Source organism: Leucobacter massiliensis (assembly GCF_002982315.1).
Classification (GTDB): Bacteria; Actinomycetota; Actinomycetes; order Actinomycetales; family Microbacteriaceae; genus Leucobacter; species Leucobacter massiliensis.
Genome location: NZ_MWZD01000017.1, coordinates 442,333 through 455,421, shown reverse-complemented (window position 1 = coordinate 455,421; position 13,089 = coordinate 442,333). Strand labels below are relative to the sequence as shown.

14 protein-coding genes and 1 pseudogene are annotated in these 13,089 nt (G+C 72.8%); 5 read left to right on the top strand and 10 right to left on the bottom strand.

The annotated features are described in order from the left end of the window. The first annotated feature begins 50 nt into the window (after positions 1 to 50). Complete coding sequence (locus B4915_RS09015; protein WP_105805457.1) at positions 51 to 722, top strand: fasciclin domain-containing protein; 672 nt, start codon at positions 51 to 53, stop codon at positions 720 to 722. Between the two features lie 188 nt (positions 723 to 910). Here B4915_RS09015 and B4915_RS09010 read toward each other — a convergent pair whose 3' ends face one another. The 6 genes from B4915_RS09010 to B4915_RS08985 form a co-directional block, all read right to left on the bottom strand. Next, entirely contained in the window at positions 911 to 2,041 is a 1,131-nt protein-coding gene (locus tag B4915_RS09010) for a carboxylate-amine ligase (RefSeq protein ID WP_245907417.1), read from the bottom strand. A 234-nt stretch (positions 2,042 to 2,275) separates the two neighbouring features. After that, positions 2,276 to 2,923 (bottom strand): DUF6328 family protein, encoded by a 648-nt coding sequence (locus tag B4915_RS09005; protein WP_342747294.1) that lies wholly within the window; start codon positions 2,921 to 2,923, stop codon positions 2,276 to 2,278. 134 nt (positions 2,924 to 3,057) lie between these two features. Continuing rightward, positions 3,058 to 3,360: a Dabb family protein gene (locus B4915_RS09000; RefSeq protein WP_105805455.1), complete on the bottom strand. Its 303-nt coding sequence runs from the start codon at positions 3,358 to 3,360 to the stop codon at positions 3,058 to 3,060. After that, positions 3,357 to 3,656 (bottom strand): glutaredoxin family protein, encoded by a 300-nt coding sequence (locus tag B4915_RS08995; protein WP_105805454.1) that lies wholly within the window; start codon positions 3,654 to 3,656, stop codon positions 3,357 to 3,359. Before B4915_RS08995 ends, B4915_RS09000 begins: the two co-directional genes overlap by 4 nt. A 200-nt stretch (positions 3,657 to 3,856) precedes the next feature. Then, positions 3,857 to 3,955: a 30S ribosomal protein bS22 gene (locus tag B4915_RS08990; protein WP_005504750.1), complete on the bottom strand. Its 99-nt coding sequence runs from the start codon at positions 3,953 to 3,955 to the stop codon at positions 3,857 to 3,859. A 111-nt stretch (positions 3,956 to 4,066) separates the two neighbouring features. Further along, positions 4,067 to 4,537 (bottom strand): ArsR/SmtB family transcription factor, encoded by a 471-nt coding sequence (locus tag B4915_RS08985; protein WP_105805453.1) that lies wholly within the window; start codon positions 4,535 to 4,537, stop codon positions 4,067 to 4,069. 204 nt (positions 4,538 to 4,741) lie between these two features. Here B4915_RS08985 and B4915_RS08980 point away from each other — a divergent pair, with 204 nt between their 5' ends. Next, positions 4,742 to 6,115 (top strand): TrkH family potassium uptake protein, encoded by a 1,374-nt coding sequence (locus B4915_RS08980; protein ID WP_105805800.1) that lies wholly within the window; start codon positions 4,742 to 4,744, stop codon positions 6,113 to 6,115. Beyond that, on the top strand, positions 6,108 to 6,773 hold the full coding sequence (locus tag B4915_RS08975) for a potassium channel family protein (protein WP_105805452.1): 666 nt from the start codon (positions 6,108 to 6,110) through the stop codon (positions 6,771 to 6,773). The genes B4915_RS08980 and B4915_RS08975 overlap by 8 nt, the downstream gene beginning before the upstream one ends. 173 nt (positions 6,774 to 6,946) lie before the next feature. On the opposite strand, the gene B4915_RS14940 is transcribed toward B4915_RS08975, so the two are convergent. Both B4915_RS14940 and B4915_RS14935 read right to left on the bottom strand, forming a co-directional pair. Further along, positions 6,947 to 8,749 carry a flavodoxin domain-containing protein gene (locus B4915_RS14940; RefSeq protein WP_245907416.1) on the bottom strand — a complete coding sequence of 601 codons (1,803 nt, stop codon included), beginning with the start codon at positions 8,747 to 8,749 and terminating at the stop codon, positions 6,947 to 6,949. A 331-nt stretch (positions 8,750 to 9,080) separates the two neighbouring features. Beyond that, positions 9,081 to 9,395 (bottom strand): annotated as a pseudogene (locus B4915_RS14935) (cytochrome P450); the annotation flags it as partial. Positions 9,396 to 10,243: 848 nt separating this feature from the next. Between B4915_RS14935 and B4915_RS08965 the strand changes: the two are divergent. Continuing rightward, complete coding sequence (locus B4915_RS08965) at positions 10,244 to 11,254, top strand: LysR substrate-binding domain-containing protein (RefSeq protein ID WP_105805451.1); 1,011 nt, start codon at positions 10,244 to 10,246, stop codon at positions 11,252 to 11,254. Between the two features lie 45 nt (positions 11,255 to 11,299). Here B4915_RS08965 and proC read toward each other — a convergent pair whose 3' ends face one another. Next, positions 11,300 to 12,112 carry a pyrroline-5-carboxylate reductase gene (proC, locus tag B4915_RS08960; RefSeq protein ID WP_105805799.1) on the bottom strand — a complete coding sequence of 271 codons (813 nt, stop codon included), beginning with the start codon at positions 12,110 to 12,112 and terminating at the stop codon, positions 11,300 to 11,302. A gap of 173 nt (positions 12,113 to 12,285) precedes the next feature. Here proC and B4915_RS08955 point away from each other — a divergent pair, with 173 nt between their 5' ends. Continuing rightward, positions 12,286 to 12,588, top strand: coding sequence for a hypothetical protein (locus B4915_RS08955; protein WP_105805450.1), 303 nt, complete (start codon positions 12,286 to 12,288; stop codon positions 12,586 to 12,588). A 4-nt stretch (positions 12,589 to 12,592) separates the two neighbouring features. On the opposite strand, the gene B4915_RS08950 is transcribed toward B4915_RS08955, so the two are convergent. Continuing rightward, a complete protein-coding gene (locus B4915_RS08950; RefSeq protein WP_105805798.1) occupies positions 12,593 to 13,036 on the bottom strand; it encodes a nucleoside deaminase in 444 nt (147 codons plus the stop codon). Positions 13,037 to 13,089: the final 53 nt, after the last annotated feature.

Sequence of the window (13,089 nt, the reverse complement as noted above, 5' to 3'; positions counted from 1 at the left end):
AAGAACCATGCAAGCCGCAGAGAACTGCGGATCACCACCGAGGAGGAACCATGTTCACGACGAAGAAGACGATCGGCACCGTGTTCGCAGCGACGCTCATCGGGGCCGCGGCGCTCACGGGCTGCTCCATGGACGCATCGAACGACGAGGCGCAGGAGCCTCAGCAGTCGCAGGAGTCGATGCCCGAGTCGAACGACACGATGGACGGGATGGATCCCGCCGCCAATCTCGTCGGGCCCGGCTGCGACGCCTACGCCGAGGCCGTTCCCGAGGGCGCCGGCTCGATCCAGGGCATGTCGCAGGATCCGGTCGCGGTCGCGGCCTCGAACAACCCGATGCTCACCACGCTGGTCTCGGCGGTGAGCGGCGAGCTGAACCCGGACGTGAACCTCGTCGACACCCTGAACGGGGGCGAGTTCACGGTCTTCGCCCCGGTCGACGACGCCTTCGGCAAGATCGACGCCGCAACCATCGACACCCTGAAGACGGACAGCGATCTGCTCACCTCCATCCTCACCTACCATGTGGTCCCCGGTCAGATCGAGCCCGACGACATCGATGGCAGCCACAAGACCGTCGAGGGCCAGGAGCTCGAGGTGACCGGCTCGGGTGACGACCTCAAGGTCAACGGCGTCAACGTCGTCTGCGGCGGCGTCCAGACCGCCAACGCGGTGGTCTACCTCGTCGACGGCGTGCTGATGCCGCCGAGCACCGAGCAGTAAGCGCCGCGCAGCACGCACCGCGCAGTACGCCTCCACCGCGCAGCACGCGCGGTGACGGGTGCCGAGGCGAAAGCCCGGCACCCCCAGGAGCCCCCCGGGTGGCCGCACGGCCATCCGGGGTCACGGCGGGCCCCGGCGATCCCCCATACTCGCCGGGGCCCGTTCTCATGCCCGCGCGGCCGCGGGGCTCAGAGGGAGCCGGCCGCGGATCCCCCGCCGTGCGTCACCGCGATCGCGTCGCGTACCACCGCGCCGAGATCCCCCTGCTCGCGCAGCACCCGGCGCTGCCGCTCCGCGCCGGTGCCGCGCGCCACGATCCCCGCCACGATCTCGGCCACCCGGTCGAGCTCGCCGCTGTCCCGCAGCACGGGCGCGGTGCGCTGCAGCAGCGCGTCGAGCGCCGCCTCCGCCGGCACCTCGGCCCCGGAGCGCGGATCGACCAGGCGGCCCCGCAGGCCGTCGGCGCTGGCCGCCCACATCGCGAGCCGCAGCACGGCCGTCGGAGCCCCGAGCGGAGCCAGTCCACGCCGCCAGTCACGGGCCGCCGCCTCCACGAGCGCACGCGTCAGCGCCACGATCGCGACGGTGTGCTCGACATCCATGCACACATCGGGAACGCGGATCTCGACGGTGGGCACGTGCGCGCTCAGCCGGGCATCGAAGTAGACCATGCCGTGATCCCCGGGCACGCCCGTGTCGAGCATCGCGCGCACGCGGCGCCGGTACGCCTCCACCGAGCCGAAGAGTTCCGTGGGCCCCGCCGAGGGCCAGCGCCCCCACACCTGATAGCGGTAGCTCGCGTAGCCGGTGTCGGTCCCGTGCCAGAACGGCGAATTGCCGCCGAGCGCGAGCAGCGTCGGCAACCACGGGCGGATCCGGTCGAGCACCCCGACGCCCTCCCGCGCGCTCTCCACCCCCACGTGCACGTGCAGCCCGCAGGTGAGCTGCTCGCGCATGGTGATCCCGAAGCGATCCGCCATCGCCAGATAGCGGCCCGACGGCGTGAGGTGCCCGTCGCAGGCGATCGGGCTCGTGCCGAGCGCGACCGCGCGGGCGCCGGCGCGCCGTGCCGACTCGTCGGCGACGCGCCTCCCCTCGCGCAGCACCCGATCCACCTCGCCGAGCTCGGTGCAGGGCGGCGAGATCGACTCGATCTGCTCCAGCTTCGCCTCCCGGTCGAGGAGGCCGGGTGACAGCACCTCGGCGTGCCGCCGCACCTGCTCGCTCGCGGCGAGCGGTGCGCCCGTGCTCCCGTCCACCAGCAGCAGCTCTTCCTCGACGCCCACGGTGCGCAGGCCGTCCGAGCGCGGGTCCGTCACGCGCGGCCCGGGACGCGGCACGGCAATCGGCCCTCCGGCCGGGATCGGCGGCGGCAGCCGCCCCGGGTGCGGGCGCGGCGCGGCGGTCCGCGTCCCTGAACTCCGTGGAACCGTGAGTGGCGTGGGTATCGTCGTCATGGGGTCCCCCTCGATCCGTCAGACGCAGCCGGATCCCCCCGGCGAGTTCACGGTACGCCCGGCCGGAGCCGGCCCGCACCCCCCTTGACAGCGGCCTCAGCGAGCGGGAGTCGCCGACTCGTGCCGGGGGCGGCCCGCGCGCCGGCGGATCCCGAGCCGCGGCAGCACCACCCACAGGCCCACGACCACCACCGCGCCCGCGCCCAGCGCGGCGAATCCCGCGGTGCGGCCGAGGATGAAGTCGAAGATCAGGCTCGTCACCCCGGCGGCCAGCAGCGCGAGCACCACGAGGTCGGCGGCGAGCAGCCGGCTGGCGATCCGGACGATCCGCACCTTCTCACCGCGCCCGAAGTAGGCGCGGTGCAGGCTGACCGGTGCGAGCCCCAGCGACGCGGCGACGCCGGCGAGGGCGACGAGCACGAGATACAGGCTTCGCTGGTACTCGTCGAGTTCGGTGAACCTCGGCTGGAACGCGACCGCGAGCAGGAAGGCGCCGAGGATCTGCGTGCCCGTCTGCGCGACCCGCAGCTCCTGCAGGATCTCGTTCCAGTTGCGGTCGGCGCGCTCGTTGGGCGTCTCGTCCCGGCCGTCGTCCCGGTCATCGGCGACGCGGGACGCCATGCCGGGCTCGCTGGCGACGACGCCGGGCTCGCCGACCACGACCCCCGGCCCGCCGGCCGCGGCACCCGCCTCGCGGGGGCCCTCCCCCGCGTCGGGCGCCGCCGCATGCTCAGCTGATCGCATGTGCGCCTCCCCGCAGATCTGCGGACCCCAGGGGGCGGGCCCGCCGGCCGCCGGGAGATACCGTCGGCCTGAGCCGATGGTAGCTCACTCGCGTGGCGCTTCCGCGAGCCGTTGACACGGAATCGCCGGCGTGCTCAGATCGTGAAGTCGGTGGCGGCGCGCGCCACGGAGATCCGGCCCATCAGCTCCACCACCGGGAGATGCTCCGGGTGGGTCGCGTAGGCGGCCAGGCCATCGGCGTCATCGAAGTCGGCGATGAGCGTGAGGTCGAAGTTCTGGCCGTCGAAGAGCTCATTGCGGTGCACCGACAGGGCACGCAGCGACGGGATGCGCTCGCGCAGCGGCTCCAGGGCGGCGACCGCCTGGAGGGCGCGGGCGGCGCGCTCCTCGGGGGTCTCGCCGGCGAACCGCCAGCTGACGATGTGGCGCAGGGTCATGCGTGCTTCCTCCAGGGGTGTCGTCGCCCTCGCGCCGCGGCCTTCTCGATCGCGGCGGAGAGACGGGCGGGGTCGACCCGCCAAATGGCGTGGCGGCGGCCGTCGATCTGGACGACGGGGATCTCCTCCGCGTGCAGGCGGGCGAGGCCGGAGTCTGCGAGGATGTCGAGTTCTTCGAGCTCGGTCTCCACGCCGCGGGCCCGGAGCTCGGCGCGCACGGCGGCGATCGTCTCACGGGCGTCGTCGCAGAGGTGACACCCCGGCTTTCCGATGAGGGTGAGTTGCACGACCGTCACGGCACCATCCTAGCCGGGCGCCGGAAGCGCGGGGGGGGGGCGCGCCGGAAGCGCGGGCGGGCGCGCCCCGGAAGCGCGGGCCCGTGCAGCGCGGCACCCCGGGCGCGATCAGGGACGGGGAGACCGGCTCGCGCGCACAAGAAAAAGGCGCCAGGCCAGCAGCCCGACGCCCCCACATCGATCGCGGCGAACCGCGCCGACTACTTCTTGTTCCGGCGCTGGTGACGCGTCTTCCGAAGCAGCTTGCGGTGCTTCTTCTTCGACATGCGCTTGCGGCGCTTCTTGATCACTGAACCCACGGTCACCTCACAACGTCTCTCGGGCCGATCGGGATACAGGCCCACAAAACAGTTATTTTACACTGGATGGACTCTCGCAGGAAATCGCGGCTTCGCGGCCGACTCGCCGCCTCAGCTCTTCAGGCGGAAGCGCGCCACCAGCTCCTTCACCCGGTGCTCCGCGCGAGCGGCCGCGCGACCGATCCGCTCAGCAGCGGCCGCCGCCTCCTCGGAGAGCACCTCGCCGTCCTCGAAGGGGTCCGCCGCCGAGGGCCCCGGCACCCGCTCCCCCGCCTCGGAGAGGTACTCGACGGTGACCTCGGTGTCGAAGTCGGCGGAGAGGAAGGGGATCACGAAGTCCTCGACCATTTCGAGCGGCTCGGGATCGAGGGTGTAGTACCGGTGCTGACCCTCCTCGCGCACGCTCACCAGCTCGGCCTCCCGCAGGACCTTGAGGTGCTTCGACACCGTCGGCTGACTGATCTCGAGCTGAGCCACGATCTCGGAGACGCTGATCTCCGCCTCGCGCTGGTAGCGGTCCAGCAGCACCCGCAAGATGTCGCGCCGCGTCGCGTCGGCGATGACCCCGAAAATGTCTGGCATGCAGTCCAGGGTAGTCGTCGGCGCCCGTATTGTCGCACTGCGCACACCCCGTACTGCGCCACCGCCGCGCCGTGTGTAGCATGAAGGATCGAACCGGGCCTCCCGCGCGGTTCGCACGACCGCAGGAAAGAAGGGGATGTGAGGGCACGCGCGGTGAGCAGGCGGGCCGCGGCCCCGCTCACGCAGAGATCGTGGATCAACGCCATGATCCAGTCCTCGCCCGCGCGCTTCGCCCTGCTGGTGTTCACGGCGCTCATCCTGCTCTGGACGGCACTGCTCTCGCTGCCCCTCTCCGCCGCCTCCGGGAAGGTCACGCCCCTCGCGGACGCTCTCTTCACCGCCGTCTCCGCCATCTGCGTGACCGGGCTCTCGACGGTCGACATGGCGACTCACTGGTCGCTCTTCGGGGAGATCGTGATCCTCGTGGGCCTCCAGATCGGCGGCATCGGCGTGCTCACCCTCGCCAGCATCCTGGGACTCACGGTCACCCGCAGGCTGGGCCTGCGGCAGCGGCTCATGGCGGCGAGCGACACGAATCCGATGCGAATGAGCCGGGACGCCTCGGCGAGCCAGGCGGTCGGCCTCGGTGAGATCGGCGGCCTGCTCGCGGCGGTCGCCCTGAGCCTCGTGGTGATCGAGCTCGCACTCACCGCGCTCATCACGCCGCGCCTGATGGTCGACGGCTACGGCTTCTGGCCGGCGCTCTGGAACGGCTTCTACCTGGCCGCCTCGGCCTTCACCAACACGGGCTTCGTGCCGCTCCCCGGCGGGCTGGCGCCCTACGAAACGGACCTCTATCTGCTGAGCGTCCTCGCCGTGGGCGTGTTCCTCGGTGCGATCGGCTTCCCGGTGATCTTCGCGCTCTACCGCTACGTGACCGGCGGCGGCTGGCGCGCGCACAAGCGCCTGGGCCTGCACGCGAAGCTCACGCTGAGCACCACGCTCATCTTCGTCGTCATCGGCTGGCTGGCGATCGGGGGGCTGGAGGCGAACAATCCCGGCACCCTGCAGGGGCACGGGTTCTGGGAGACGCTGCTGAGCTCGGGCTACATGTCGGTGATGACGCGCTCGGGCGGGCTCGGGATCATCGACCCGGCGCAGATGAACGGGTCGACGCTGCTCGTGATGGACATGCTGATGTTCGTGGGCGGAGGCTCCGCGTCGACCGCGGGAGGGATCAAGGTCACGACGCTCGCCGTGCTGTTCCTCGCCGCCTATGCCGAGGCCCGAGGATACAAGGACATGCAGGTCTTCGACCGCAGCATCCCGAACGAGGTGCTGCGCGTCGCCGTGTCGATCCTGATCTGGGGCGCCACGATCGTCCTCGCCGCGACCGTCACCCTGCTGCAGATGACCGGGAGACCGCTCGACATCGTGCTCTTCGAGGTGATCTCCGCCTTCGGCACCTGCGGGCTCTCGACGGGGCTCTCGGGCGAGGTCTCCGATCCGGGGAAGTACGTGCTCGCGGCGACGATGTGGGCGGGCCGCGTGGGCACGGTCACGCTCGCCGCCGCCGTCGCGGCCACGAGCCGCTCCCGCCTGTTCAAGTACCCTGAGGAAAGGCCGATCGTTGGTTGATATACGCAGTGACGCACCCGTCATCGTGATCGGGCTCGGGCGGTTCGGCGCGGCGACCGCCGGGCAGCTCGACCGGCAGGATCGAGAGGTGCTCGTGGTCGACACCGACCCGCAGCTCGTGCAGAAGTGGGCGGACCGGGTGACGCACGCGGTGCAGGCCGACGCGCGCTCGATGGAGGCGCTGAGGCAGCTCGGAGCGGACGAGTTCCAGATCGCGGTCGTGGCGACGGGCGCCTCGATCGAGGCGAGCGTGCTCATCGCCGCGAACCTCGTCGACCTCGGCATCCCGCAGATCTGGGCCAAGGCCATCTCGAGCTCGCACGGCAAGATCCTGGAGCGGATCGGCGTGAATCACGTGATCTACCCCGAACGGGAGGCCGGCGAGCGCGTCGCGCACCTGCTCAGCGGCGCGATGCTCGACTTCATCCAGTTCGATGACAACTACGTGATCGCGAAGATGTACCCGCCGCGCTCGATCCGGGGCCGCTCGCTCGCCGACAGCGGCGTGCGCACCCGCTACCGGGTGACCGTCGTCGGCGTGAAGACGCCCGGCCAGCCCTTCACCCACGCGACGCAGGAGACCGTCATCTCCCCGCACGACCTGATCATCGTGAGCGGCACCGCCGCCGACGTGGAGCGCTTCGCCGCGATCGGCTAGCCCGGCCGGTCTAGGGTGTGTCTGGTAAATCCTCGTCGTTGCGAGCAGAGTCCGGGCGGGGTGGATTGCAAGGCGGAGGAGGAGGCTTTGCTGGTGGCAAAGCCGACGACGACAACGCAGCAAGGCGCCCCGACAGGGCTCGCGCAGTAGACGTAAGATTTGCCAGACACGCCCTAGCCGCGGACGGGCACGGCGGCGAGCTCGGCGTAGACGCCCGCGGCCCACTCGCGCGCCGCCTCGGAGACGGGGATCGAGCCGCCCGCGTCGTGACGCCCGTATTCGCCGACCCGCACCGCGCCGCAGGCCTGCAGGGCCTCGTCGATCAGCTCGCTGCCGCGGGAGTAGGTGCGCTCGTAGCTGCGGTCCCCCATGCCGAAGACGGCGTAGCGCACCCCCGTCAGCTCGGGCCGCTCGTCGCGCAGCTCTCGGTGGAAGGGCTCCGCCGCGCTCGGCACCTCGCCGTCGCCGTAGGTGGCGCAGACCACGAGGTGCAGGCGAGCGGGATCGAGCCCGGCGGCGCTCGTCTGAGCCAGGTCGCGCACCTCAACGTCCGCTCCGTCTCCGCAGGCGCGCGCGAGCTCTTCCGCCACGAGCTCGGCGCCGCCCGATTCGGTGCCGAAGAGGATGGTCGTCGGCACGCCCGCGCCGATCAGCGCGGCGGTCTCGGCGAGCGGCGGCAGTTCGAGCGTCTCGTCGCGGGCGGCCGCGAGGAGCGCCTCACGCCCGCGCAGCTTCGCGCGGGAGCGGCCCGGCGCCGCGGTGAGCCGCTCGCGCAGATCGATGCGCCGCCACCCTTCGAAGCCGGTCTCGCCGTCGATCGGCGGCAGTCCGGTCACGGCCGCGCCGGAGCCGCCTTCGCCGCTCGCAGCCGAGCCGGTGACGCGGGTGCCCACCGCACCCGCGTGCACATCGGCCGCGATGAGGCGGGCGAGCTCCCGGGCGTCGGCGCGCTGATCCGGGATCGTGCCTCGGGGCCCGCGCCGCAGCCAGCCGGCCGTGTAGAGCCCGGCCCGCACCCGCCCGTCGGGGTGCGCGGCCGGTTCGACCGGGCTGCCCGCGTCGGCGGTGAAGCCGACGGCGGTGATCACGTCGTCGGCGGGGATCCGCACCTCACCCGCGGCGCTGTCGAGCACGACCCCGGCGACGGCGGCCTCTCCCTCGAACCGGGAGGGGCTCACGCCGAACCACCACTCGACGGTCACCGGGCCGTCGGCGTCGCCGCCCTCCGCGAGGGCCCGCACGGCGTCGATCCGCGCGTCGCGCCCGTCGTCGGGCAGCTCGCCCGCGCCGTGCAGCACGTGCCGCACCCCGGGCAGAGAGGCGAGCTCGCGGACCATCACCGGATCGAACTTCGCCTGCGCGGGCGCGCTGCGCCCGAGCAGGTGCACCGTGCGCACGGCGCCGGTGAGCGCGCGATGGGCGGAGTCGTCGATGTCGGAACCGTCGAGGCCGCCGCCCGTACCTGCTCCCGCGCCGCCCGCGCCCGCACCGTCCTGCGCGGCCGCGGCGAGCGCCCCGCGCGCGATGAGGCGCGCCAGGTCCATCGCCACATTGCCGTGCCCCACGATGGCGACGCGCTCGCCCAGCGGCGCCGGGGTCGCCTCGTCCGGGTGCGCGTTGAGGAAGCGGGTCACCGCGCCCGCTCCGCGCACGCCCGCGAGATCCGCGCCGGGGATCCCGAGCCGCGCGTCGCGGTGCACCCCGCTCGCGAGCACCACGACGTCGTAGCCGCGCTCGAGCTCCTCGAGCGCGAAGTCGACGCCGAGCCGGCAGTTGCCGCGGAAGCGCACCCCCTCTTCGGCGAACAGCCGGTCGAACTGCCGCCCGACGGCCTTCGTGCCCTGGTGATCGGCGGCGACGCCGTAGCGCACCAGGCCGGAGGGAGTCGGCAGCTCGTCGAAGACGTCGATGGCCGCGCCCGGGAAGGTGCGGCGCAGTGCCTGTGCCGTGAAGCAGCCGGCCGGGCCGGAGCCCACGATCGCGACGGCGGGCGCCGGCGCTTCGCGCCCCCGGCCCGGGGCTCTGTCTTATAAACAAATCCCAACCCACGAGAACGGGGGAGGCATCCCATACCCCCATCCGCATGCAAACTGCGCCGGCAGCCGATCCCGCCGCCCGCCGCCCGCTCCAGGTCACCGGCAGCTTGAGCATGCCGCGGAACACCCAGCCCCCGATCTCGGGATCGTCTCCCGGCACGAGCGACAGCCCCTCCAGCGAGTCGAAGAGCAGCGGCAGGGCCACCTCGGCGACCTCGGCGCGCGCCGCCCACGCCCCGAGGCAGACGTGCACGCCCTTGCCGAACGCCAGGTGGGGCTTCACCTCGCGGCGGATGTCGAAGGCGTCGGGGTCCGCCCACACCCGCTCGTCGCGGTTGGCGGAGAGCAGGCAGATGCCCAGGCGCGCGCCGGCCGGCAGGCGAACCCCGCGCAGCACGGTGTCGCGCGTCACCTGGCGCGAGTAGAGGCCGATCGGGGCGACCCAGCGGATCGACTCGTCGAAGACGGCGTGCCACAGCGCGGGATCCTGCTCGACCGCCGCGCGCTGCTCGGGGTGGGTGAGCAGCGCCCACGACGCCACCCCGAGGGCGTCGCGCGGCTCGTTGAGGCCGCCGCCGATCGTCATCTTCACGTTCGCGCGGATGCGTTCGAGCGGCATCCGGTAGTCGGGGATCTGCAGCAGCTGGGAGAGCAGGGACTCGTTGGGGTTGGCGGCGTGCCAGACGAGCATCTCGTCGAGGGCGGCGTCGACCTCGTCGAAGGAGCGTTTCCCGAGCGCCCACACCTCCGGGTCGTCGGCGTAGTTGCCGGTCGCGTCGATCATGGTCTGCGACCAGCGCTGCAGGTCCTGCTGGGTGGCATTGTGCAGGCCGATCAGCTCGCGCAGGCTCTCAGCGGCGAAGGGCGCCGCGAAGTCCCAGATGAGGTCGGCGCCGGGGCCCTTCGCGACCATCTCGTCGAGGTAGCGTTCGGCGGTGCGCTGGAACTTCGACTTCCAGATGCGCTGCACGGCGCCGGGGCGCAGCGCGGGCTGCCAGGCCTTCCGCTCGACGTAGTGCTCGGGGTCGTCGCGGCGCAGCATCGAGTGGCCCATGGCGCGGATCTGCAGCGAGCCCTGCTCGTCGGCCGAGAACACCTCCTGATCGAGCTCCGTCTCGTGCACCGCCTCGTAGGAGGTGATGAGATAGCGCCCCACCTGCGGCACCCAGTGCACGCCGCCCTCGGCGCGGAGGCGCTCGTAGATGGGGAAGGGATCCCGGTAGAGATCGGGGATCGTCACCCAGTCGGCCACCGGGGCTTCCACCCCTGCGCCCGCCTCGTCTCCGGCCCGTCGCTCGGCCCCGGCTCGTTCACTCATCGCTGCACACCCCATCGTTCTGCGCTGTCGCTCTGCCTCCGAGTATGCGCGCGCCGGAACGGAAAGAAAAACGGAAATGTTCGGCGTATCAATTCGGCTCAGTGAGATAATGGCGCATGCCCGAGAAGCCCGCCGACCCCACCGGCCCCGCCCGCGAAGCGGCTCCCGCCCGCACCGCACCGCGAGCGCCGGAGACTGCGCGTCGGGAGGCAGCGCAGCCCCCCACCCTGCCCGCGTTCACGCTGCGCCAGCTCGCCTACTTCGCCGCGGCCGCCGACGCCGGGACCATCGCGGCCGCCGCTGCGCGGCTGCGCGTCTCCCCCTCGGCCATGTCGGACGCGATCACCGAACTCGAGGCCGTCACGGGCGAGCGCCTCTGCCTGCGCCGCCGCGCGCACGGCCTCAGCCTCACGCCGGCCGGCGAGCGCCTCGTGGCGCACGCCCGCCGCATGCTCGCCGAGGCCGAAGAGCTGAGCCGCGCCGTCGGCGGCGACGGCCGGCTCACCGGCCCCGTGGTGATCGGCTGCTACCCCACACTGGCCCCCACGATCCTGCCGCCCCTCCTGCAGGGTTTCGCCGAGCTCCACCCGGGCATCGAGCTGTCGATCCGCGAGGCCACCCAGGACCGGCTCGTCGCGGAGCTCGGCACCGGCCGCGTGGACGTCGCGGTCGTCTACGACATGCTCGTGCCCGGCGAGGCGGCCCGCACCCGGCTCTACGAGCTGCGGGCCTACGCGGTGCTCGCGGCCGGGCACCGGCTGGCTTCCCGCCCCAGCGTGCGGCTCGAGGACCTCGTCGACGAGGAGCTGATCCTGCTCGACGCCCCGCCCTCCGGCGAGCACACCCTGTCGCTCTTCGCCGAGCAGGGGCTCGCCCCGCGCATCCGGCATCGCACCGCCAGCTACGAGGTGGTGCGCACGCTCGTCGCGCGCGGACTCGGATACGGGATCCTCGTCTCCCCCGTCGCGAACCCCGCCAGCTACGAGGGCCTGCCCCTCGCCTCGATCCCCATCTCGCCCGCGGTGCGGCCGGTGGCCGTCGACATGGTCTGGGCTCCGGATCGGCCGCTGCCCGCCCGGAGCCGAGCGCTCATCGACTTCGCCCGGCGCGTCGACTGGCCGTCGTAGCGACTCCGGGCGGGGCCGGGGTCGCGGCGGGGCCGCGCGACATCGCTATTCGCCGCGCTCCAGCTCCTCCGAGCGGCGGATGTTCGCGGCGAGGGCGCGGTCGAAGAGGGCGCCCCAGTCCGCCTCCTGCAGCACCGCCACCGCCTGCTCGGTCGTGCCCTTCGGACTGGTCACCCTGCGCCGCAGCTCCGCCGGGTCCTCGCCTCCGGCCGCCCACAGCTCCGCGGAGCCCACCACGGTCTGCTGCACCAGCAGCCGCGCCTGCTCCGCATCGAAGCCGAGCCGCTCGGCGGCGGCGATCATGTGCTCCGCGTAGAGGAAGAGGTAGGCCGGCCCCGATCCCGAGACCGCGGCGACCGCATTGATCTGATCCTCGCGCACCACGATCGCCGCGCCCACGGTCTCGAACAGCCGCTGCACGAGCGCCACCTGCTCGGCGCTCGCGGAGGCGCCGCCCGCGATGCCCGTCACCCCGCGCCCGATGTGCGAGGGGGTGTTCGGCATGGCGCGCACCACCGCGACGCCGGGGGGCAGCTCGGCTTCGATCGCGGTGCTCGGCACGCCCGCAGCCACGCTCACCACGACCGCTCCCGGCTCGACGGCGTCGGCGATGCCGCGCGTCACCTCCGCGATCAGCCACGGCTTCACGGCCAGGATCACCAGGCCCGCGCCGCGCACGGCACGGCGGTTCGCCTCCGGATCGTCCTCGGCGGCGAGCGCCACCACCCGCTCATCCCCCGCGAGCGCCGCCGCGCTCGCCGCCGAGCGCGTGGTCACGGTGATCGGGTGCTCGATCCGCACCCCGGGGCCCCGCAGCCCGGCGAGGATCGCGCCGCCCATCGAGCCGACACCGATCATCGCGGTGCGCGGCAGTGCCGGGCTCGCGGCGTCGCCGGCGGCGTGGGGTGTGGGCTCGGAGGGCTCGGTCTGCTGCGGCTCGCTCATCCCCCCAGTGTATTGAGCGCCGCACGCATTCCGGCCCGCTCAGAGTCGCCCGCGTAGAATGATCTGCACGCGAGGAAGGGATCAAGATGGACACCGACACCGAGCACCGGGAAGACATCGAGCGGGCCCTGCTCGACAGCGCACAGATCTCGCGGGTGATCTGCCTCGAACTCGGCGAGTGCGCGGAGGGGCTGCTCGTGGCGGCCAAGGTGGACCTGGATCCCGAGCTCACCATGCGCGAGGTCTCCTACGTGCTGCACCAGGCCAAGCGGCGCGTGCTCGACGCCCTCCCCGCCGCCTCGGCGATCTACCTGGAACCCGACGTCTACGTCGACCCGAACGCGGCCACGCCCTCGACGAGCGCGATCGTCACCCTCTCCTACGACTGAGCCGCTACGGGAGCTCCCTGCGGCGCTCGAAGAAGCCGCGGAGCAGCTCCGCGCACTCCGCGGAGCGCACCCCCGCCACCACCTCGGGAACGGGGTGCGGCAGGCGGCCGTCGCGCAGCAGATCGTAGACGCTGCCGGCCGCGCCCGCCTTGTCGTCCCAGGCACCGAAGACGACGCGCGGCAGGCGAGCCGCCAGGATCACGCCCGCGCACATGACGCAGGGCTCCAGGGTCACGACCAGCGTGCAGTCGTCGAGCACACGGTCCCCGCGAGCCGCGGCCGCGCGCCTGATCGCCAGCACCTCGGCGTGCGCGCTCGGATCCGGGACCGCCTCCCGAGCATTGCGGCCCGCCCCGATCACCGACCCCGCGGCGTCGAGCACCACCGCCCCCACCGGGATCTCGCCCTCCTCGCCCGCGATCCGCGCCTCCTCGAGCGCGCGGGCCATCGCCGCGAGCTCGGCCGGCGAGGGAGGGATCAGGGACACGGCAATAGGATATT

What these genes read in the sequence shown, in the direction of transcription:
- B4915_RS08965 (WP_105805451.1), top strand. Translation starts at nt 10,244, where the DNA reads ATGCCCGAGAAGCCCGCCGACCCCACCGGCCCCGCCCGCGAAGCGGCT.
- B4915_RS09005 (WP_342747294.1), bottom strand. Translation starts at nt 2,923, where the DNA reads ATGCGATCAGCTGAGCATGCGGCGGCGCCCGACGCGGGGGAGGGCCCC.
- B4915_RS09015 (WP_105805457.1), top strand. Translation starts at nt 51, where the DNA reads ATGTTCACGACGAAGAAGACGATCGGCACCGTGTTCGCAGCGACGCTC.
- B4915_RS08950 (WP_105805798.1), bottom strand. Translation starts at nt 13,036, where the DNA reads ATGGCCCGCGCGCTCGAGGAGGCGCGGATCGCGGGCGAGGAGGGCGAG.
- B4915_RS08980 (WP_105805800.1), top strand. Translation starts at nt 4,742, where the DNA reads ATGATCCAGTCCTCGCCCGCGCGCTTCGCCCTGCTGGTGTTCACGGCG.
- B4915_RS09000 (WP_105805455.1), bottom strand. Translation starts at nt 3,360, where the DNA reads ATGACCCTGCGCCACATCGTCAGCTGGCGGTTCGCCGGCGAGACCCCC.
- proC (WP_105805799.1), bottom strand. Translation starts at nt 12,112, where the DNA reads ATGATCGGTGTCGGCTCGATGGGCGGCGCGATCCTCGCCGGGCTGCGG.
- B4915_RS08985 (WP_105805453.1), bottom strand. Translation starts at nt 4,537, where the DNA reads ATGCCAGACATTTTCGGGGTCATCGCCGACGCGACGCGGCGCGACATC.
- B4915_RS08955 (WP_105805450.1), top strand. Translation starts at nt 12,286, where the DNA reads ATGGACACCGACACCGAGCACCGGGAAGACATCGAGCGGGCCCTGCTC.